Annotated in this window: 22 protein-coding genes; 4 read left to right on the forward strand and 18 right to left on the reverse strand. The window is 44.5% G+C overall.

The annotated features are described in order from the left end of the window. Positions 1 to 79: 79 nt before the first annotated feature. The 3 genes from pnuC to ACFS6H_RS03420 form a co-directional block, all read right to left on the reverse strand. Complete coding sequence (gene pnuC / locus ACFS6H_RS03410) at positions 80 to 754, reverse strand: nicotinamide riboside transporter PnuC (RefSeq protein WP_386095231.1); 675 nt, start codon at positions 752 to 754, stop codon at positions 80 to 82. After that, entirely contained in the window at positions 754 to 1,374 is a 621-nt protein-coding gene (locus ACFS6H_RS03415) for a M23 family metallopeptidase (RefSeq protein WP_386095233.1), read from the reverse strand. Before ACFS6H_RS03415 ends, pnuC begins: the two co-directional genes overlap by 1 nt. Before the next feature lie 92 nt (positions 1,375 to 1,466). Beyond that, positions 1,467 to 1,847 carry a hypothetical protein gene (locus ACFS6H_RS03420; protein WP_386095235.1) on the reverse strand — a complete coding sequence of 127 codons (381 nt, stop codon included), beginning with the start codon at positions 1,845 to 1,847 and terminating at the stop codon, positions 1,467 to 1,469. A gap of 200 nt (positions 1,848 to 2,047) precedes the next feature. Here ACFS6H_RS03420 and ACFS6H_RS03425 point away from each other — a divergent pair, with 200 nt between their 5' ends. Continuing rightward, complete coding sequence (locus ACFS6H_RS03425) at positions 2,048 to 2,389, forward strand: single-stranded DNA-binding protein (RefSeq protein WP_386095237.1); 342 nt, start codon at positions 2,048 to 2,050, stop codon at positions 2,387 to 2,389. Positions 2,390 to 2,937: 548 nt separating this feature from the next. On the opposite strand, the gene ACFS6H_RS03430 is transcribed toward ACFS6H_RS03425, so the two are convergent. Then, positions 2,938 to 3,378 (reverse strand): carboxymuconolactone decarboxylase family protein, encoded by a 441-nt coding sequence (locus tag ACFS6H_RS03430; RefSeq protein WP_386095239.1) that lies wholly within the window; start codon positions 3,376 to 3,378, stop codon positions 2,938 to 2,940. 70 nt (positions 3,379 to 3,448) lie between these two features. Further along, positions 3,449 to 4,024 (reverse strand): Crp/Fnr family transcriptional regulator, encoded by a 576-nt coding sequence (locus ACFS6H_RS03435; RefSeq protein ID WP_386095241.1) that lies wholly within the window; start codon positions 4,022 to 4,024, stop codon positions 3,449 to 3,451. A 152-nt stretch (positions 4,025 to 4,176) separates the two neighbouring features. Here ACFS6H_RS03435 and ACFS6H_RS03440 point away from each other — a divergent pair, with 152 nt between their 5' ends. After that, the gene (locus ACFS6H_RS03440) at positions 4,177 to 5,730 is read left to right on the forward strand and encodes an alpha-N-arabinofuranosidase (RefSeq protein ID WP_386095243.1); all 1,554 of its coding nucleotides are present in this window, start codon (positions 4,177 to 4,179) and stop codon (positions 5,728 to 5,730) included. Between the two features lie 369 nt (positions 5,731 to 6,099). On the opposite strand, the gene rmuC is transcribed toward ACFS6H_RS03440, so the two are convergent. The 11 genes from rmuC to ACFS6H_RS03495 form a co-directional block, all read right to left on the reverse strand. Further along, positions 6,100 to 7,746: a DNA recombination protein RmuC gene (gene rmuC / locus ACFS6H_RS03445; protein WP_386095245.1), complete on the reverse strand. Its 1,647-nt coding sequence runs from the start codon at positions 7,744 to 7,746 to the stop codon at positions 6,100 to 6,102. Between the two features lie 92 nt (positions 7,747 to 7,838). Next, positions 7,839 to 8,978 carry an NAD(P)/FAD-dependent oxidoreductase gene (locus tag ACFS6H_RS03450; RefSeq protein WP_386095247.1) on the reverse strand — a complete coding sequence of 380 codons (1,140 nt, stop codon included), beginning with the start codon at positions 8,976 to 8,978 and terminating at the stop codon, positions 7,839 to 7,841. 92 nt (positions 8,979 to 9,070) lie between these two features. Then, positions 9,071 to 9,436, reverse strand: coding sequence for a DUF3127 domain-containing protein (locus ACFS6H_RS03455; protein WP_386095249.1), 366 nt, complete (start codon positions 9,434 to 9,436; stop codon positions 9,071 to 9,073). Positions 9,437 to 9,553: 117 nt separating this feature from the next. Next, positions 9,554 to 10,240, reverse strand: coding sequence for a lycopene cyclase domain-containing protein (locus ACFS6H_RS03460; RefSeq protein WP_386095251.1), 687 nt, complete (start codon positions 10,238 to 10,240; stop codon positions 9,554 to 9,556). Between the two features lie 35 nt (positions 10,241 to 10,275). After that, complete coding sequence (locus ACFS6H_RS03465; RefSeq protein ID WP_386095253.1) at positions 10,276 to 10,779, reverse strand: beta-carotene hydroxylase; 504 nt, start codon at positions 10,777 to 10,779, stop codon at positions 10,276 to 10,278. 12 nt (positions 10,780 to 10,791) lie between these two features. Further along, positions 10,792 to 11,466: a carotenoid biosynthesis protein gene (locus tag ACFS6H_RS03470; protein WP_386095255.1), complete on the reverse strand. Its 675-nt coding sequence runs from the start codon at positions 11,464 to 11,466 to the stop codon at positions 10,792 to 10,794. 4 nt (positions 11,467 to 11,470) lie between these two features. Next, a complete protein-coding gene (gene idi, locus ACFS6H_RS03475; protein ID WP_386095257.1) occupies positions 11,471 to 11,992 on the reverse strand; it encodes an isopentenyl-diphosphate Delta-isomerase in 522 nt (173 codons plus the stop codon). 242 nt (positions 11,993 to 12,234) lie between these two features. Continuing rightward, a complete protein-coding gene (locus ACFS6H_RS03480) occupies positions 12,235 to 13,071 on the reverse strand; it encodes a phytoene/squalene synthase family protein (protein ID WP_386095259.1) in 837 nt (278 codons plus the stop codon). A 73-nt stretch (positions 13,072 to 13,144) separates the two neighbouring features. Next, the gene (locus tag ACFS6H_RS03485; protein WP_386095261.1) at positions 13,145 to 14,629 is read right to left on the reverse strand and encodes a phytoene desaturase family protein; all 1,485 of its coding nucleotides are present in this window, start codon (positions 14,627 to 14,629) and stop codon (positions 13,145 to 13,147) included. 5 nt (positions 14,630 to 14,634) lie between these two features. Next, positions 14,635 to 14,961: an MmcQ/YjbR family DNA-binding protein gene (locus ACFS6H_RS03490; protein WP_386095263.1), complete on the reverse strand. Its 327-nt coding sequence runs from the start codon at positions 14,959 to 14,961 to the stop codon at positions 14,635 to 14,637. A gap of 321 nt (positions 14,962 to 15,282) precedes the next feature. Then, entirely contained in the window at positions 15,283 to 16,002 is a 720-nt protein-coding gene (locus ACFS6H_RS03495) for a 3'-5' exonuclease (RefSeq protein ID WP_386095265.1), read from the reverse strand. 169 nt (positions 16,003 to 16,171) lie between these two features. Between ACFS6H_RS03495 and mtgA the strand changes: the two genes are divergently transcribed. Next, a complete protein-coding gene (mtgA, locus tag ACFS6H_RS03500; protein ID WP_386095267.1) occupies positions 16,172 to 16,909 on the forward strand; it encodes a monofunctional biosynthetic peptidoglycan transglycosylase in 738 nt (245 codons plus the stop codon). 5 nt (positions 16,910 to 16,914) lie between these two features. Here the strand turns inward: mtgA and ACFS6H_RS03505 are convergent, their stop codons facing one another. Beyond that, positions 16,915 to 17,469: an AAA family ATPase gene (locus tag ACFS6H_RS03505; protein ID WP_386095269.1), complete on the reverse strand. Its 555-nt coding sequence runs from the start codon at positions 17,467 to 17,469 to the stop codon at positions 16,915 to 16,917. Positions 17,470 to 17,488: 19 nt separating this feature from the next. Beyond that, positions 17,489 to 18,082 (reverse strand): Crp/Fnr family transcriptional regulator, encoded by a 594-nt coding sequence (locus ACFS6H_RS03510; protein WP_386095271.1) that lies wholly within the window; start codon positions 18,080 to 18,082, stop codon positions 17,489 to 17,491. A 251-nt stretch (positions 18,083 to 18,333) separates the two neighbouring features. On the opposite strand from ACFS6H_RS03510, the gene ACFS6H_RS03515 reads away from it, so the two are divergent. Continuing rightward, positions 18,334 to 19,275, forward strand: a complete 942-nt coding sequence (locus ACFS6H_RS03515) for a hypothetical protein (RefSeq protein WP_386095273.1) — start codon at positions 18,334 to 18,336, stop codon at positions 19,273 to 19,275. The last annotated feature ends 14 nt before the right edge of the window (positions 19,276 to 19,289 follow it).

Genomic DNA, 19,289 nt, shown 5'->3' on the forward strand with positions numbered 1-19,289 from the left:
TAAGTAGTAAGTTATAAGTCGACAGTTATAACGGGCCTGATCCGTTTTTTAGATTGCAACTGTTGTTAATGAGTAATATTTAGTTTGTTTTAAGTAAATCATCTACCAATGTAAACCGTTGCTGGCGGGCACGTTTTTGCCAGGCACGCAGCCCCGCAATAGCCATGATAAAGAGTATAAAATAGTACACACCGGTGAGGGCCAGGCCTTTTACGCCGTAGAGGGGGATGGATACAAAGTCGGTAAGGATCCACCAGTACCAGCTTTCTACCTTTTTTTGGGTCATGAGCCACATGCCGGTAAAGGCGCTGGCCGAGGCCAGGGCATCGGCCCAGGGAATGGCCCCTTCAAAGAACAAAGGCTTTAAGTACAGTAAACTAAGGAAGATGGCGGTGTAACAAACGCCAAAGAACAGCAACTGGTATAGCCACATGCGGCGGTTGCTAAAAGTAATATGCAGTACGGTTTGCTGCCGGTCGTCTTTTTTAAGCCAGAGCCACCAGCCATATATGCTCATAACCGTATAGTAAAAGTTTACCGCGGCCTCGCCGGGCAGGTGGTATGTAAAGCTGAGCCAGGTATAAATAACCGTACCTATCAGGCCCGTAGGGTATACCCATACATTTTCGCGCTGGTTAAGCCATACACTGGCAATGCCCGAAATAACGGCTATATATTCTAACAGCGTGGCGTTTTTTATATTAACAACAAAGCTGGAAAAAAAATCGGCAAGGCTGAATAACAGTACGCTCACTATGGTTGATTGGGGTTGATAAAGGGGTTTTTGTAACGTTTATACGGCCTTAAATATACATCACCCTGCGCAGTTTTAAAGCGGGTGCCTATTTGCTGCCAGCGCCCCTCCGCCGTACGCTGCCATACCAAGAAGTGTAAATGCGGCATGGCCGTATACCCCGTATTGCCGCTAAGGCCTATGAGCTGGCCCTGTTTTACGGTATCGCCCACGTTAACAAAAGCCCCGTTGTATTGCAAGTGCCAGTAGCCGGCACGGGTACCATCCTCATGATCGATAATAATAAGGTTACCCTCCGAACGGTATTTGGATTTAAGTCCGCCCCGGCTGCCATCCTTTTTTACCCGGGTAACCACCCCACCCCGGGCGGCATAAACGCGGGTACCTACCTGCATATTAAAATCGATAGCCGCCCTTTCTTTATGCGTAAGGCGCGAGTAGTAGCCCTGTATTACCCGGTAGGTTTTGCCGGACGCAAAAGGCAGGGCGTACACATAACTGGTATCCTCCTTTAGTTTACCGCTTTGCAACTGCCGGAATGTGGCCCGCTGCGGGCTGGTGCTTACGCTGCAGGATATGGCGATAACAGACAGGCTTAGTATAAGGGCCAACCACTTCATGTTATAAAAATAACAAGATTATTACAGCAGGCCATGGGACAAATGTGGTATTTAGGTTAAAGCTTATGGGGCCAGGCATGGCGGCTAAGTGCTTAACCGGCAGCCTCTTCCTGCCGGCGAACCAGCAGTAACCAGTTGTTATCCAACGATAAGTAACCATACTCGTAACAGTACACATAGTTTTTACCGGTTTTGGTAAGGTAGCTGTGCGTATGGTAGGTAAAGCTAAAACCCTGGCCCAGCAGTTTATCGCGGGTGGTTTTAATGGTATCGCCACCGGGTGGCAGAAAAGCTTCCAGTATTTTACGGTTCTTCAGCAGGACGGCATTGACCGCTTTTACGGTTTTGCTGAGCCGGGTTTTTAACTGGTTGTTAAAGGCGCTGCGGCAGTAATCGTCGCAAAAACGTTTGTCGGTACGGCCTTTTACCGTTTTGCCGCACTGCCGGCAAGCGGTGGTGGATTGTGTTAGCATAGGTGGTGATTGGTTAACTAGCAAAAAGATACAAAAAGTTACCCGATTGTAACCGTTTATACACGACTATAAACGAATACAAACATTTAATCTCCGGTTCAGGGTATTGGCGCAGTACATCTTTGTGTTGTCGGCCGGGGTTGAACCGGCCGGTTGAAATACATATTAACCGTTGCTCTGGCAACACAATTTTAACCATTATGTACAGTTTAAAAAACAAAGTTCAGCTGATCGGACATTTAGGCGGCAAGCCCGAAGTGAAAAATACCGACGGCGGTAAAAAAGTAGCCACTTTCAGCATGGCCACCAACGAAATTTACCGCAATGCTCAGGGTGAGAAAGTAACCGAAACCCAGTGGCACCGCCTGGTGGCCTGGGGCAAAATTGCCGACCGTGTAGAGAAGTATTTGGACAAAGGCAAGGAAGTAGCCATTGAAGGCAAGTTGCTTAACCGCAGTTACACAGATAAGGATGGCACGAAGAAGTATATATCGGAAATACTGGTGAATGAGTTATTACTGATAGGGCCGAAAGTTGCATAACCACCTGATGAACACCAAAGCCGCTGCACGGTTGTGTAGCGGCTTTTTTATTTTTTAATTGCTGGTTGTATGGGACTAGGTACACCTCGCCTGCGGCGAGGGAGACGGGCGGGTTTGTTTGACATAGATCAATACTCCGTGTTACGCTGTGAAAAACCTTGGTAATACTCTGTGGTACCAGCCTGCTCCTTTTTAGACATTAGTTTTATGTTTATCCGGAAGACCCCTCCTGCGTCGGGGTGACGAACCCTTTCAAATGATGAACTCCGTGTTACTTTGTGAAAAGCCTCTGTGTTACACTGTGATACAACACTACCTCTTTTTAAACATGGCTTTTTGTTTATCCGGGAGACTCCTGCTGCGTTGAGGTGATGGGTTGTTTCAAGTGATAAACTCCGTGTTACTTGGTGAAAAAACTCTATGATACTTTGTGGCACCACTCACTCCTTTTAAACAAAGTTTTCCTGTTTATCCGGGAGCCCCCTCCTGCGTCGGGGTGACGGGTCGTTTCAAATAAAAAACCTTGTGATACTCCGTAGTTCAACATTTTACAGGGGTACCGCCGTACGTGAGCTGATAGCAATACGGTTCCAGGCATTAATGGTGGCTACCGCCATGATGAGTTGTGCAATATAGTTTGCATTAAAAAATTGTTGCGCTTTGGCATAGGTTTCGTCAGATAAACCATGCTGGTGGATGAGGGTTATTTCTTCGGCAATGGCCAGTACCACTTTTTCCTCTTCGGTAAACAGGTCGGTTTCGCGCCAGGCATTGAGTAAAAAAATACGCTGGGTGGTCTCGCCCTGCTTCAGCGCATCTTTAGTGTGCATATCAATACAAAAAGCACAACCGTTGATCTGCGAAGCCCTTATTTTTAATAATTCCTTATGCGTTTTGCTTAACTGGCTGCCGGCTAAAAATGCTTCCAATGCATACATGGCTTTATAAGCCTGTGGTTCTAATTCCTGGATGTTTAATCTTGTTTCCATATTGTAATTTTTATACTTGCTTTAATAACACAAAACTCCGTTAAGTACTATATAAAAATCTTAAACTGGTTTAAGAACGCTTTTTACTTCGTATTTCACTCAGGTATTCGGGGGTAATACCCAGGAAGGAGGCCAGCAGGTATTGGGGAATGCGTTGTACAAACGCCGGTTGTTTATCATTAAAGTTGTGGTAAAACGCTTCTTTGGACATACCGTACAGGTATTTGATACGCATTTGCGCCGCCGCATAGGCCCGCTGGTAAATAAAACGGAAATAACGTTCCATTACGGGGAACTGTTTCAACAGTTCCTGCTGCGCTGTATGGTGTATAGTGAGCACTTCCGATTTTTCGATGGCCTGGATAAAAAACTCCGTTGGCCGTTGAAATTCGTAAGCCATATTATCGGTCATCCACCAGGTTTCGGGTGCAAATTCGGTGGTTTGCTCCACCCCTTTTTCATTGATGAAGAATTTACGCAGGCAGCCCTGCAATACAAAAAAGTTGGTGCGGCATATTTGTCCTTCGGTAAGCAGGTTTTCTTTTTTCTTTACCGTGATGGTTTCAAAGTAAGGCAGTATGGCTTGAAACTCAGCATTGGTAAGGGTAATAAATTTTTGCAGGTGCGCTTTAAAAATTGCCGGCATATCGTGAGGGTTATCTGGATAAAATTGGGGCTAAAGGTAGCCCTATTTTTATAGCCAGTTTAAATAGTAGCAATAAGAGATAATATCCTATTAATATTTTTAACATATACGGCTTATATTGTTAGCCGTTTATTACCTCTAACTATATTGCTATGATGTTTTATCGCTCTGCTGCCCTCAAAACCTTGTTGATTGTTTGCTGCCTGGGTATTGCTCATTTTACCAGCGCACAGAAGAGTATCCATATACAGGTGTACCCGGATAGCGCCCAACGTACCATCAGTAAACATATTTACGGGCATTTTGCCGAACACCTGGGCACCTGTATTTACGGCGGCATCTGGGTGGGAGAAAATTCCCCCATTCCCAATAACAAAGGTTACCGTACCGATGTAGTGGAAGCGCTGAAGAAATTACAAATACCTAACCTGCGCTGGCCCGGCGGCTGCTTTGCCGATGAGTACCACTGGATGGATGGCATTGGCCCCAAAGAAAAAAGACCCAAGATGGTGAACACCAACTGGGGCGGCACCATTGAAGATAACAGTTTTGGTACCCACGAGTTTTTAAATCTTTGCGAGCTGTTGGGCACCGAGCCCTATATCAGCGGCAATGTAGGCAGCGGTACCGTAGAAGAGATGGCTAAATGGGTGGAGTATATGACATCGGACGGCGAAAGCCCTATGGCCAACCTGCGCCGGCAGAACGGTCGCGATAAACCCTGGAAAGTAAAGTATTTTGGTGTAGGCAATGAAAGCTGGGGCTGCGGTGGCGAGATGCGACCCGAGTTTTATGCTGACCAGTACCGCCGTTATGCCACCTACTGCCGCAATTATAACGGCAACAAGTTATTTAAAATAGCCAGCGGCGCCAGCGATTATGATTATAACTGGACCGAAGTGCTGATGAAGAATATCGGCAACCGGATGCATGGCCTGTCCCTGCATTATTATACGATCCGCGACTGGAATAAAAAGGGTTCCGCCACCCAGTTTAATAACGAGGAGTATTACTGGATCATCGGCAAAGCCCTGGAAATAGAAGAGGTATTACTGAAACATATGGCCATTATGGATAAGTACGACCAGCAAAAGAGAATAGGCCTGATGGTGGATGAATGGGGCACCTGGTTTAATACCGAGCCAGGCACCAATCCCGGTCACCTGTTTCAGCAGAACACCATGCGGGATGCCATGGTAGCCGCCCTTACCCTGAATATTTTTAATAAGTATACCGACCGCATACAGATGGCCAATATAGCCCAGGTGGTGAATGTGCTGCAATCCATGATACTGACCAATAATGATAAGATGGTATTAACCCCCACTTACCATGTGTTTGACCTGTACCGTGTACACCAGGATGCTACTTACCTGCCGCTTAACATAACACCCGACCTGGTAACCATACGTAATAAACCTGTGAATACCATCAGCGCTTCGGCCTCACAAAAGAATGGGGTAACCAGCTTTACCCTGGCCAATATTGATGTGGCAGAAACAAAGACGGTTACGATTGATGTATCGAAATTAAAAGGTAAAAAACTGAATGGTAAAATATTAACAGCACCCAATATTACCGATCATAATACTTTTGATAAGCCTAATACGGTGCAGCTGGCAGATTTTAGTAAAGGGGTATTGAAGAACGGGGTGTTAACGGTTACACTGCCGGCGAAGGCGGTTGTGTTGTTGCAGTTGCAGTAGGGTTTGGTTTTATTGGGGACTGGGTAGACCTCGCCTGCGGCGAGGGGGACACCCTTGCTCTTTAGTAATACCAGAAAATATGCGACCCCGCTGGGGTCGAAGTATCATTGTTATGGATGTGGTTATAAATCTGTGATGCCGATGGCATCGGTTAATGTTTTTTATTTGATATAATCCTCTTCTTCTCAGGAGACCTCTCCTTCGTCGAGGTGACGAGATTCTTTGTGATACGCTTTACCCCTGTGCAACTACGCTCCCATTGCAGGGTACAAGCCCCTCTGTGTTACACTGTGGAAAAACTTTGTGTTACTCCGTGGTAAAATATTCTCCCATTGCAGGGAACCTCTCCTGCGTCGAGGTGACGTAAGCCTACTCAGCCGGGGAGGTATCAGCAGGTTCTTCTTCATCTAACGGTAACATGGCTGCCGGGATTTCTTTGCTTGATTTAAGGCCCAGGCTTTTTAGTTTTAAAGCATGCCCTATGAGGTGACCATTACCACTGTTTAACTGGTTAATGGCTTTGTTATAGGCCTGCTGGGTATTATTGATATGTTTACCTACATCTTCAAGTGTATTCACAAAGCCTACAAATTTTTCATAGAGCCGCTCCCCTCTTTCCACAATAGCCATGGCATTTTTGCTTTGCTGTTCCCGCTTCCACAGATCGGCCATGAGTTTCAAACAGGCAATAAGGTTGGTAGGACTGATGAGCAAGATCCGCTTGGCATAAGCATGGGCCCACAGGTCAGGATCGGCCTGAATAGCAGCCAGGTAGGCCGGTTCAATGGGAATGAACATCATGGTAAAATCCAGCGATGCTTCCAGGTTATCGTATTGTTTGTTGTGCAGGTCGTTGATATGGTTATACACGGCATTGATATGCTCCTTTAAAAAGCCGGCCTGCTGTTCGGGATTGTCGGCTGCAAAAAAACGGTCATAAGCCACCAGCGATACTTTGGAGTCGATGATGATGACCCTTTTATCGGGCAGGTTCACCAATACATCCGGGCGCAGGTTATTACCATTTTCATCTTTAATGGTCTGTTGTAAAAAATACTCCCTGTTCTTTACCAGTCCCGATTGCTGCAGGATACTCTCCAATATCATCTCGCCCCAGTTGCCCTGCTTTTTGGTTTGTCCTTTTAAGGCATTGGCCAGGTTATTGGCCTCGCTGCTCACTTTATTGGTTTGCTCTACCAGCTCCTTTACTTTTTCTTCCAGTGAAAAACGTTGTTTTGATTCTTTATCATAGGTTTCCTCCACCTTCTTTTTAAAGGTTTCTATATTCTCGCCCAGGGGTTTTAACAGGGCTTCTATATTGGTTTTATTGGCTTCGGTAAACCGGCCGGTTTTTTCCTCCAATATCTGGTTGGCAATTTTTTCAAATTGTAATTGTGCATTGCGCTGCATATCCAGTATCTCCTGTTTTTGCAGCTGCAGCTTTTCGGTAAGCGCCTGGTTATTGGCCACCAGGGTGCTGTTGTCTGCAAACAGTTTGTTGTACTGCTCCGTAAGCGTGGTGAGCTTTGTTTCCTGTTGCTGGTGTTGATGGGTTAATGCCGTATTGGTTTCCTTTAACGCATTGTTCCTGGCCGTAAGCTCACTGCTGAAAGCCATATGATTGGCTTTTTCTTCGGCCCATCTTTCTTTTACTCCCTGCAATTCGGCTAACTGATCCTGCAACAGTTGTTTCTGTTCCTGCAACAATACATTCAGCTGTGCCTGTTGTTGTTCCTGGTTTTCCAACGAGGTTAACAGGGAGGCTTCACGGGACTGCAGCTTTACCAGCTCTGTTTCTCTTGTTTCGTATTTGTGATTCAGTTGTACAAAAGCCTGCTCCTGTTGCGCCAGCCGGTCCTGTGCAATTTTCATGTGGGTGGTCACTTCGTTCAGGTTTCTTTGCAGGTTATCATATTCCTGTTTGGCAATAGTTTTGTTTTTGTATAACAGGCTGCAGATAAAATAACCGGCCACCAGGCCAATCAGCAACCCTGTTATGATAGCGATAATATCCATTATTGTAAGCTTAAACGTTTGTTGTATAACGATGCCGGCGGCAAACTGTTGTACGCAGCCGCAATAAAAATACCGGTAATAAAAACCATAGATTAACGGAAAACCGTATCGGCCACCTGTTCGGCAATAACGGAGGATAACGCCACTCCCATACCGTTGCAGGCAATAACGGCATGTATATTAGGCGCCACTGTAGTTACCTGCGGCAATTTATTTTCGGTAAAAGCCATGATGCCCGCCCAGCTATAATCTATAACATCTTCCGTATTACCGATGCCATAGGGCTGCAGAATATGCTGCTGTAAAAACCGGTGCAGCACATTTTGTATGGTACCGGTGGTTTGCAGTTCACAGGTTTCTTCTTCTTCAAAAGCCATATTACGTCCGCCGCCCAGTAATACCCGGTTGCCGAGGTGCCGCCAGTAATAAAAGCCTTCGTCGAAATGAAAAGTGCCGTGTAAACGCAGTCCGGGTATGGGTTTGGTGACCACCACCTGGCCGCGGCCAGGTTTTATATGCAGTTCAGGCAACAGGTTTTGTGTAAAGCCGTTGGTTGCAATAATCAATTGCTGACAGGGAATAATGGCTCCGGGTGTTTGTACATTTATTTGTGTAGCCAATTGTTCCCAATGCAATAACTCCGTGTGCATACGAATGGTTACACCCATCTGTTGCACCAGGGCCGTTAAGCTGTTCACCAGTTTACCGCTGTGCAAAGCTCCTTCCAGGGATGAATAGACCAGCGCATCAAAGCCGGTTAAGCCCTGTGTTTGTAAAGCGCCATTATCAATAGTAAAGGTTTGTGGCAGGCCGGTGATAGACTGGAGGTCCTTATTTAACGTATCAATATGTTCCTGTAAAAAAGCATATTCTTTATAGTTAGCCTGTATTGCCTCATAACCACCACAGGGCTCAAAACCAATGGCTGCATCGCCCAAAACGGCACGGGTTTTCTGAATGCCTTTGTACCGGTTGTTCACCACTTCCAGCATCAGGTCGTTACCGGTATTGGCTTTATCGCTGATCAACTCGGTGGCACTGCCGAAGCAGGCAAAGCCCGCGTTGCGGGTAGAAGCACCGGTGGGGATATTACCCCTGTCAATGATCTGCACCGATAAGCCGGGCCGGCGTTTTTTTATTTCATAGGCCGTCCATAAGCCCATGAGGCCGCTGCCCGCGATCAAAATATCTACCGGTGCGTACAATATATCCTTTTCCCAAATGCTGATCATGTGTAATGCCTTTATCAGGTTACAAGTTAAATTTTTCAGGGCATAAAAAAGCCACCTGTTAGGGCAGGTGGCTAATCTTATTTATTTCTATCTTAGAAAGGAAGATCTTCTTTGTCGTCATCGCTGGTAAATGTCTGGTTGTATACATCATCGGCAGGCATTTTATCTACCGGTGCTGCATTGTTGCCACCACCAGAGGCGGCATCTACACGCCAGGCTTTTACATCGGTGTACCAGCGGCCATTGTACTCGCGGCTTTCCACATCAAAATCAATGGTCAACTGGTTGCCGGGTTTTAAGATGGCTTCATTTATTTTATCGCCCCAGATAGAGATGCATACTTTTTTAGGGTACTGGCCTTCGGTTTCCACGATAATATCCTGTTTTCTCCACTGTCCGTTTTTACCTGCTCCTGTTTGTAAAGGCAGTAACTGTATCAATTTTGCTGTAAGCTGCATGGGTCATTCGTTTTAAGACGACAAATATATAAAAAACAATGTTCACTAAAGGAGACAAGCCGTACCGGCGGTAATAATTCTGTTGTATAAATTGCTTAGTGTAACTGTTCCTGCAGTTTATTTTCGCTTCATTAGTTTTTCGTAAATACATACATTCATCAGCATCAGCAACATACCATAAAACGTATCTTCAAACGGGATGGTGGTAATACGTATGCCCATGTTCTCGGCATCGTTGTACAATACTACAGGAATAGCCGTTAAAAAACCGTTTACCACTAAAAAGGGTATCAGCGTGATTAAAAAGGATATTAAAAAAGAAACCGCATCAAACCTGGCAAAGAAGGAGCGGAAAAAGTAAATAGCCGCAATAAAAAAAGCAGTGAAAAAGAAGGTCCAGGAAGTGTAGTACCTATCGTAAAAAATTATACCTGTAAATAAACAGGCTACAGCGGTTATTTTTAAAACAGTATGCGCCCATTTTTTATTTTCCAGTTTTGGAAAGTAACAGCGTATACATTCATAAATAAACACACAGCAGTAAGGCACTATAAAAAAGAACAGCACTTCCTCCAGCGGCAGGTTGCCGATATGTATGCCTGAAATATATTTTTCGTTAAACCACCATACGCCCTGTTTGGTAAAATACATATCCCAGGCCATATATAATAAGGCAGGGATGATGATAGCAGGGAACAGGTATTTCCATTTGGTATAGTAAGCTACTTTTTTATCGAAGCTGAGGGCCAGGGGGCCTAAGAAGGATGCGCCTAAAATTAAAAAGTAAGTGTACTGTGGATCCATGATGGTTTAAAAACGGGGCTTTACAATCCGGTTGGTTACTGATCGGCAGGTTTAACAGCAGTTGCTTCCTGCTGGCGTTTCTTATCTGCTTTTATTTTTGCCCAGTATTTTTTGTTTACAAATAAAAAACCAAAACTTTCACCATCGTGTTTATCCAAATGTTTGTGGTGCATTTTATGTGCCCAGCGCAAGGCTTTTACATAAGAGTTGTTACTGCGGGTAAACCATTTAAAGCGCTGGTGTATAATTACATCGTGCACTAAAAAGTAGGCTATGCCGTATAAAGTTAGACCGGCGCCAATGGCAATGGACCAATAACCCTTATAAATAACCCCCAACATAATTAATAACCAGCTGGGAATAGCGAATATGAGGAAGAACCAGTCGTTTTTTTCAAAAAAGCCCGGGCTTTTTTGGTGATGGTCCTTGTGCAGGTTCCACATAAACCCATGCATCACATACCGGTGCAAACACCAGGTAAGTCCTTCCATGATAAAGAAGGTAACCAATGCTATAACTATGTACACCCAAAAGGCCATATTATTGTTGTATTATAAAAAGTTGCGCAAAATGCCGAAGAACAGCAAGTGTACGATAAGCAAATTTACAGCGAATTTGTTTTGTTTACTGAAACGGGCATAATGAAATATGGTTAATAACAATAAACTGACAATGAACCAGGTAATATAGTTGTACACCGGCACCGAGCCGTCGCCACCCCACTGCCAGTAACCCAGTTTAATGGCCACGGGTTCCATGAGCCAGTCGTAAAAAACGGCGGTGGCCGCTGCTACCACGATAAAGATGAATGCTTTTGTTATGCCGGTTAATTGTGGCTGGTATTTTTGCATTAACCCATGAACGGCCATGCCGCTGCAATAGGTAACAATAAACCAGTTTACGCCAAGCATTAACGGTACACCCCCTATTTTATACCCCAGTACATCACCATAGCCATAATGTCCAAACAGGGCGCTGGTTTGCACGCCCACAATTTCCACGGCCATGCCGGTAATGAAACAGATAAAGAAATAACTCCAGAAAGCGGTGTTCTTTTTATCCTGTGTCCACAGTAATAAGGCCAGTACCAGCAAAAGGTTGGTGGACGTGGCATTGACAAAGAAATCGCCTTGGTAAAACAAGAGGCCAAACATGCCTATTACATGAAAAAAGACGGCAATAGCTGTTGCCCACTGAAATTTATTAAATCGGGAAAGTAACTGCATGTGTTTATTTTTCCTGGAGCGACATCCAGGTCTCCAGTTTAGGTAAGGCAATTTTAAACCATTCGGTGAACTGTTGCGGCTGTTGTGCTACCTGCTCGTTAATAGCCGCCAGGCTTTCGTATTTGTAATCGTCCACTTCCTCGGGGTTGGGCGCCACCGGCCCATCGTAGCGGCCAATAAAAACATGGTCCAGCTCATGTTCAGTTAAGCCATTATCAAATGCTGCTTTGTAAATAAAGGTAAAGGCCCTGCGGAGGGGTGTGGTAAAGCCCATCTCCTCCTGTAAGCGTTTTAAAGCCGATGCCTCTATTTCTTCACCCGGCTGGGGGTGACTGCAGCAGGTATTGGTCCACAAACCGGGGCTATGGTATTTACCGGCAGCACGCTGATGTAATAACATATCGCCCTTGCTGTTAAACACAAAGATGCTGAATGCCCTGTGTAATAAAGCCTTCTCGTGTACCTCTATTTTTTCCATTTCGCCAATGGCGATATCCTGTTCGTTCACCAAGATCACATTTGTCATTGCAGCAGATGAGTGTTTTTTATTTTCAAGTTGAATATAGCTATTTGTTTGGCTTATTGCTTACCATATTCTTAAAATTGTTATTTAGTATTACCAGGTGTATCCCTTGTTAGACAGGTGTATTGGCGAGTAAAGTTACTGGTGTACAAGTGAGTGACACAAGGGACGATGCCAGTAGCACTACAGCCGGTAAAAAAATAAAACCTAAAAGTTATTTAGGTTTTACAGTTATGATAAAGTGTTTAAAGTATGTTTAACTGGCTGCGAACCCCTGCTTTGGCCACTATATAGGCCTTGCCGTAATTGGGTATGCGTATACGCTGCTCCAGTATATTGGCCGGTGTAGTGCGTTTTATTTTCCGGAATAAGGATAAATAATATTTGTATGCTACGTACACACCAAATTTGGCTTTGCCGGGTAATTGTAAAATGCCTTTGTGGGCATCGCTGAAGTCCTTGGCAATATCCTCTTCAATATCGTTTTTCATGGCCGATGTAAAGTTGGTAAAGTCCACATCGGGGAAGTACACACGGTTCAGGTCTTCGTAGTCGGCTTTTACATCGCGTAAGAAGTTTACTTTCTGGAAGGCAGAGCCTAAAGCCTGTGCGGCAGGTTTTAGTTGTGTGTACATTTCCTTATCACCTTCACAAAAAACAAATAAACACATGAGGCCTACCACTTCGGCACTGCCATAAATGTATTCCTTGTATTTATCACAGTTATAAATATTCTTACTCAGGTCCATTTCCATACTATGGAAAAAGGCCTCTATCAGCTCGTGATCGATATTGTATTCGTTCACTGTTTTTTGAAAACTGTTGAGGATGGGATTAAGGCTTATGCCACGTTCAATAGCCCGGTAAGTATCTGTTTTAAATTCGCTTAACAGGGTATGCTTATCGTGATCATGAAAGGTATCCACAATTTCATCAGCAAAACGTACAAAGCCGTATATATTAAATACAGGTGTACGCAAATCGGGGTGCAACAACTTGATGGCACTACTGAAGGATGTACTGTACCGCTCAGTTGTTAACTTACTGCACTGCTCACTTAATTCATGAAAAAGGGCTATCATGGTCCTTTTGCTATTTTAGTTTTGGTGGTTAATTAGTTAATATACATTTTCACCTGTTGCTGTTACAGGATGGTTATACATTGTTTTTTAAAATTTCTTTTACCACAACCTCCCCGCTGATCAGGCTGGGTGGCACACCCGGACCCGGAACGGTTAATTGTCCAGTGTAAAATAGGTTTTTTATTTTATTACTCCTACATGAAGGCTTTAAAATTGCCGTTTGTAACAAAGTATTGGCCAAACCGTAGGCATTACCTTTAAAGGAGTTATAGTCCTGCACAAAGTTGCTTACGGAGTAGGATTTTTTGTATACAATGGCATTTTTTACCTGCTGCCCGGTTTTTTGCTCATAACGGGTAAGGATCATGTCCAGGTATTTATCCCGGAGTTCCTCCGTATCGCCGGTTAGTCCCGTAGCCACAGGGATCAGGAAAAACATATTCTCATGGCCCTGCGGTGCTACCGATTGATCGGTTACCGAAGGTGCGCAAACATAGAACAGCGGGTTTTGAGGCCACTGTTTGCTGGTATAAATCTCTTCGCCGTGTACCCCAAAATCGGTATCAAAGAACAGGGCATGGTGGGTAATGCCAGTTAGTTTTTTATTGAGGCCAATATAAAACAGCAGGCAGCTGGGAGCCATTACCCTTTTATCCCAGTAAGCATCGCTGTACTGGCGCAGGTGCTGCGGCAGTAGTTTAGTTTCAATATGGTTATAATCGCCGGCGCCCACCACCACATCTGCGGTAAATTGCTGCTGCCTACCCGCCGGGTCGGTAACGGTTACCTGTTTGGCCAGTTTACCGTCCACCTGTATGGCCGTTACATTGTGATTAAATTTAAAGTTTACCCCCTGCTCTACCGCCAGTAAATGCATGGCCTCGGCTATTTTATACATGCCGCCCATGGGGTACCAGGTACCCAGTTTAATATCAGCAAAGTTCATTAAACTGTATAAGGCCGGTGTATTTTGCGGCAGGGCCCCTAAAAACAGCACGGGAAACTCCATTAATTGCTGCAGTTTGGGGTTTTTAAAGTGTTTGGCCACATGTTTTTTCATGTTGGTAAACACATCCAGCCTAAACAGGCCTTTGGCCAGGTCCATATCCACAAACTCGCCCCATGACTGGCCGGGTTTATGTACCAGTTTATGCATGCCTACTTTGTACTTGTATTCGGCCTCCTGCATAAACTTATCCAATTGTGCGCCGCTGCCGGGTTCTATTTTTTCAAATAAGGCTTTCAGTTCATCGTAACCGGCGGGTATATCATGCGCCTCATCCGGCCAGTACACCCGGTATGAGGGGTCGAGCCGGACCAGGTTGTAATAGTCGCTTACTTTTTTGCCGAATTTGCCAAAAAACTGCTCAAACACATCGGGCATCCAGTACCAGCTTGGGCCCATATCAAAGCTAAAGCCGTTGGTGACCATATCGCGGCCACGGCCGCCGGGACCACTGTTTTTTTCCAGCACGGTTACCTGCCATCCTGCTTTTGCCAGAAAAGCTGCTGCCGACATGCCCGCAAATCCACTGCCTATTACAATTGCTGTTTTCAAAAATTTTATTTCTTTTTCTTAGCTACTAAATTATAGGAATCATCTATCCATTCACGCAACAGATCGCTTTTTACCGAGCCGTCCACAAATACCGTGTTCCAGTGTTTTTTGTTCATATGGTAACCCGGTTGCACGGCCGGGTACTGCTCCCTTAATTCCAGTGCCTTATCCGGATCACATTTTACATTAAAACGCAGATCGGGGTTATCCATGCCCATTAATAAAAACACTTTGCCCTTTACCTTGTACACCAGTGTATCCGGGCCAAAGGGCAGGGTTTCTTCCACATCTTCCTTTGCCAGGCAATATTCCCTTATTGTTTCTATATTCATAAGCTGAAAGCTAAAAGCATAATGCTTAAAGCTGTTATTCTTTTTTCCTGAATGAATCCGCACATTAGCATATTATCACATCAGCACATTGTTTTTTCCAGCTGAAAGCCGAAAGCTTAATGCTTAAAGCTGTTATTCTTTTTTCCTGAATGAATCCGCACGTTAGCATATTATCACATCAGCACATTGTTTCTTCCAGCTGAAAGCTAAAAGCATAATGCTTAAAGCTGTTATTTTTATATGCTCAAAGCCGAAAGCTTAACGCTTAAAGCCTTTAATACACTACATATTAGCACATCAGCAAATTACCAAATTAGCAAATTACGTTTTCACCTCCACTGCATTTTCCTTTAACAAACTATGCCCGTTCAGCCTTAAGTATATCTGCGCCACCGTTACCACATCTTTCTGGCAATAGGTAACAATGCGGGGCAGGTTTTTATCCTTCCAGTACACTTCCCATACCTGGCTGCCGTCAATATCGTCTTTGGGAGTGGGTATGCCCAGGCTAACTGCCAGCAGGTTTAAGGAAGTATAACTTTTAAAGTCGCCGAATTTCCATAGCTCCATGGTATCAATATGGCCTACTTCCCAGGGCTTTTTGCCCGACGTGTTCAATAGTTGCGGCAGGGGAATATGATTGATGATCATGCGGCGGCTGAGATAGGGAAAATCAAATTCCTTCCCATTGTGCGCACATAAAAAGCGGGGCTCGCCATTCGTCCACTTTTGCAGCATCTGCGCAAAAGCCGCCAGCAATGTTTTTTCATCATCGCCGGAAAATGATTTGATGGTGAGCTGTTTTGCATCGCCATTACCACTAATCACCCCGCAGCTGATACAAACTATTTTACCAAACTCGGCATAAATGCCCGCCCGGGCATAAATATCCGCCGGGCTATCATCGGGTGTATTGCGTAATAAAACTTCTGCTTTTTTGTTCCAGAGTGTTTGCCAGTCGTCCGGCAATAAGGTATAATCGGGCTGCTGCGGAACCGTTTCAATGTCCAGGAATAAAATATGTTGTAATGCAGCAGCCATGTTCAGGTTTAATTAATTGCAAGATAAATAATTGTAGGCAATTTGATTTTGGTAATTGCCAGTTTATAAAAGCGACAGTAACCTGCAATAAAATCAATATATGTCCCGTTCGGGTATATTATTTAAGTACTTCGTTTACTTACCATAAAATATATAATATTGCAACCGGATGAAAAAAACTGGTCGTAAACATACCATCTGGAAATGGACAAAACGGGTATTCCTGTTTTTGCTGGTATCGCATTTACTGTATATCGTTATACTTAAATGGGTAAACCCGCCTATTACCATTACCCAATTGGTAAGCTGGGTAAGTGGCTATGGTATGGAACGCGATTATGTTTCCGGCAAGGATATTTCGCCCAATGCCAAGCTGGCCGTTATAGCTTCCGAGGATCAGCTGTTTATTGACCACGGCGGGTTTGACTGGAAGAGCATGAAGAAGGCCATGGAGTTCAACGAAAAACAAACCAAGAAAAGAAGGGGCGGCAGCACCATCAGCCAGCAGGTGGCCAAGAATGTTTTTTTGTGGCAGGGCGGCGGTTATTTCCGCAAAGGACTGGAAGCTTATTTTACCTTTATGATCGAACTGATATGGGGTAAGGAAAGAATACTGGATGTGTACCTGAATGTGGCCGAGATGGGCAAGGGTGTATTCGGGGTAGAAAAAGCGGCCAATAAATTCTTCAATAAAAAAGCCAGCCAGCTAACCCGTAGCGAAGCGGCATTAATTGCAGCCTGCCTGCCTAACCCTAAAGTATTGAATGCTGCCAAACCATCCGGTTATGTAAGCGGCAGAAGCAGGGCTATTTTAAGACAGATGAATAACCTGAGCCCCGATCCCGACCTGCAGGAACTGATAGGCAATCCCGTTAAACCGGAGCCGGTCATTAAAAAGAAGAAATAACTTTTTTATAGTATAGCATCCACAGCCTGTATAGCGGTCTGCAAACGTTCATCATAATCGCCACTGATGATTACCCAGGGCGTTTGCTGGTTCACCATAATATCCTTGTAAATATTGTAGAGTTTTTCCCGGCTTTCCAGGTCGGGGTATTCCCGCAGCTCATCCTTTACCCAGGGCAGGTCGATATTGCATAACAGGTAAAGATCGTACTGACGTTTTACAATTTCATCTAAAATAAAACGGTGGCATTTTTCAAATACAAACTCGCACCACACTTTCATTACATACATATCCGTATCAATGAACAGGGGATAGGGTTGTTCCGGCTTTGTTTTCATATCATCCAAAGCCTGTTGTGTATATTTCTCTTCCAGGGCCAGTTGTCCTTTGGCAATGGTCAGCAGGTTATCAAAACTATAATCGGTTCCGTTGGCCAGCAGGTATTCGCGGGCATATTCGGGGCACCACTGTGTACCGTAATGTTCGGCCAGCTGTGTACATAAAGTGCTTTTGCCCGTGCTTTCGGGCCCCAGTATCACTATCTTCTTCAGGGTATTCATGGTATATACAACAGCTGCTTTACTTGTTAGGTTTAAAATTACGGCGGGCCAGCTCCTTACGCACCCGGCTTAGTGATTCGGGGGTAATACCCAGGTAGGAGGCTATCATCCATTGCGGCACCCGCAATAACAGGTTGGGGTATCGTTCAATAAAATCTATATACCGTTCTTCGGCGGTAGCACCTATTAATAAACTAATGCGCTGCTGGTGCTGCCTTACCTGGTTGTGCAGGGCACGGGTGTTAAACTCGTTAAACCCCGTAATGCCCGCAGCTATATCAAAAAAACTATGGGTAAGTACTACTATTTCCGTTTCTTCAATAGCATCAATAAAAAAAAGCGAGGGCTCGTTAAATAAAAAACTATTGCGGTCGCTCAGCCACCAGTTTTCCGGTGCAAACTGTATCACATGTTCCTTACCTGCGTTATCCACGGTGTAGGAACGTAACAGGCCGGAGCTTACAAAATATACTTCACTGCACACTTCATCCTGCCTTAACAGCACGGTGCCTTTGGCAATTTGTTTGGTTAACAAAGCCGGCTCCACTTTACTAAAATCCTCTTCGCTAATGCCGGCTTTCTCCTGTAAATAGGTTTTAAAACTTGTTATCATGGGCTGCTAAAATATTAAATAATAGGCATTATCAGTTGCTGTGCTGTTTTTAACCGGGGCTGGCAGCTGCAGTAATGCTTACCGGCTACAGTCCCGGCTGTACGCGTCAATTCCGCCACAGGCCCTGCACAGTGCTTCAGCGGTATTTTTGCTTCCATCCGGCAGCCCTTCAGCTGTATACCCTTTTACCGGTATACTATTAACCGGCCAGCATATTATCTTTAATGCCTCTTATACCCAACCAGTACATCATGAAAAAATTATTTGCTTTTTTATTGGTATTGATAAGTTCCGTAGTTATGGCCCAGGGTAATGATGCGGAGGTTAAACAGTTTCTTGACTTGTTTACGGCTAAAATCAAAACCCTTGATGTGGGTAAAATAGAGCCGCATTATGAAGAAGGGTATTTTAAAACACTATCCGAAAGTGCCTATTTTGATAAGGATACCCATATAGGACTTACCTCGCTGTACCAGGAATGCATGGGTAAAGATGAGGCAACGATGAAACAGTTTATTAACCGCTTTTTTGAAAAACACAAAGAGCTGAAAGTACAGCGCAGGGAAATTGAAGCCAAAATGGATGATTTCAATTTCATACAACCTTATTTAAAGATCAGGGTATTTTCAGAAGACCTGCTGTCCATATACAGCGATCATGCTATTACAAAATTCACCCATGAAGGACTCCTGGAAGTGGTGGTGCTGGATCTGCCCATTGGCATTGGCAGCCTGGAGAAAAAACACCTGGCTACCTGGAAAAAATCGGAGGAGGATATTTACCAACTGGCCAAAACCAATACCATAAAGGCATTGAACCAAAAATTTGAAAAGGCGGAAACAGCCAAAACAGGGGAAGTGTTTTATTTACTGGCCGATGATATGGACCTGTTCATTACCTCGGCCATATTTGACCTGAAAAAAGCGGGCCTGCCTGTTGGTAAACACGGTACCGTTTTTTCCGTACCCAACCATACTGTACTGGTGGCCATGCCGCTTGATGACCCTGCCAAGGCGGACGGTTTTATCTTAAATTTTATGGGGCTCACCGATTATATGAATCAAAGTCCCGAAACCAAGCCGGTTAGTAATAACCTGTTCTGGTATAACGGCAAGGAAGTGTTTTTAATCAAGAAGGATATACCCAATAAAAAATTTATTTACCCGGCAGCCATGAAAGCTGCATTACAATAGTAACCCAATAAAAA

Origin of the sequence: Terrimonas rubra (assembly GCF_042686025.1) — a bacterium.
GTDB classification, from domain to species: domain Bacteria; phylum Bacteroidota; class Bacteroidia; order Chitinophagales; family Chitinophagaceae; genus Terrimonas; species Terrimonas rubra.

What these genes read in the sequence shown, in the direction of transcription:
- ACFS6H_RS03415 (WP_386095233.1), bottom strand. Translation starts at nt 1,374, where the DNA reads ATGAAGTGGTTGGCCCTTATACTAAGCCTGTCTGTTATCGCCATATCC.
- ACFS6H_RS03420 (WP_386095235.1), bottom strand. Translation starts at nt 1,847, where the DNA reads ATGCTAACACAATCCACCACCGCTTGCCGGCAGTGCGGCAAAACGGTA.
- ACFS6H_RS03425 (WP_386095237.1), top strand. Translation starts at nt 2,048, where the DNA reads ATGTACAGTTTAAAAAACAAAGTTCAGCTGATCGGACATTTAGGCGGC.
- ACFS6H_RS03430 (WP_386095239.1), bottom strand. Translation starts at nt 3,378, where the DNA reads ATGGAAACAAGATTAAACATCCAGGAATTAGAACCACAGGCTTATAAA.
- ACFS6H_RS03435 (WP_386095241.1), bottom strand. Translation starts at nt 4,024, where the DNA reads ATGCCGGCAATTTTTAAAGCGCACCTGCAAAAATTTATTACCCTTACC.
- ACFS6H_RS03440 (WP_386095243.1), top strand. Translation starts at nt 4,177, where the DNA reads ATGATGTTTTATCGCTCTGCTGCCCTCAAAACCTTGTTGATTGTTTGC.
- rmuC (WP_386095245.1), bottom strand. Translation starts at nt 7,746, where the DNA reads ATGGATATTATCGCTATCATAACAGGGTTGCTGATTGGCCTGGTGGCC.
- ACFS6H_RS03450 (WP_386095247.1), bottom strand. Translation starts at nt 8,978, where the DNA reads ATGATCAGCATTTGGGAAAAGGATATATTGTACGCACCGGTAGATATT.
- ACFS6H_RS03455 (WP_386095249.1), bottom strand. Translation starts at nt 9,436, where the DNA reads ATGCAGCTTACAGCAAAATTGATACAGTTACTGCCTTTACAAACAGGA.
- ACFS6H_RS03460 (WP_386095251.1), bottom strand. Translation starts at nt 10,240, where the DNA reads ATGGATCCACAGTACACTTACTTTTTAATTTTAGGCGCATCCTTCTTA.
- ACFS6H_RS03465 (WP_386095253.1), bottom strand. Translation starts at nt 10,779, where the DNA reads ATGGCCTTTTGGGTGTACATAGTTATAGCATTGGTTACCTTCTTTATC.
- ACFS6H_RS03470 (WP_386095255.1), bottom strand. Translation starts at nt 11,466, where the DNA reads ATGCAGTTACTTTCCCGATTTAATAAATTTCAGTGGGCAACAGCTATT.
- idi (WP_386095257.1), bottom strand. Translation starts at nt 11,992, where the DNA reads ATGACAAATGTGATCTTGGTGAACGAACAGGATATCGCCATTGGCGAA.
- ACFS6H_RS03480 (WP_386095259.1), bottom strand. Translation starts at nt 13,071, where the DNA reads ATGATAGCCCTTTTTCATGAATTAAGTGAGCAGTGCAGTAAGTTAACA.
- ACFS6H_RS03490 (WP_386095263.1), bottom strand. Translation starts at nt 14,961, where the DNA reads ATGAATATAGAAACAATAAGGGAATATTGCCTGGCAAAGGAAGATGTG.
- ACFS6H_RS03495 (WP_386095265.1), bottom strand. Translation starts at nt 16,002, where the DNA reads ATGGCTGCTGCATTACAACATATTTTATTCCTGGACATTGAAACGGTT.
- mtgA (WP_386095267.1), top strand. Translation starts at nt 16,172, where the DNA reads ATGAAAAAAACTGGTCGTAAACATACCATCTGGAAATGGACAAAACGG.
- ACFS6H_RS03505 (WP_386095269.1), bottom strand. Translation starts at nt 17,469, where the DNA reads ATGAATACCCTGAAGAAGATAGTGATACTGGGGCCCGAAAGCACGGGC.
- ACFS6H_RS03510 (WP_386095271.1), bottom strand. Translation starts at nt 18,082, where the DNA reads ATGATAACAAGTTTTAAAACCTATTTACAGGAGAAAGCCGGCATTAGC.
- ACFS6H_RS03515 (WP_386095273.1), top strand. Translation starts at nt 18,334, where the DNA reads ATGAAAAAATTATTTGCTTTTTTATTGGTATTGATAAGTTCCGTAGTT.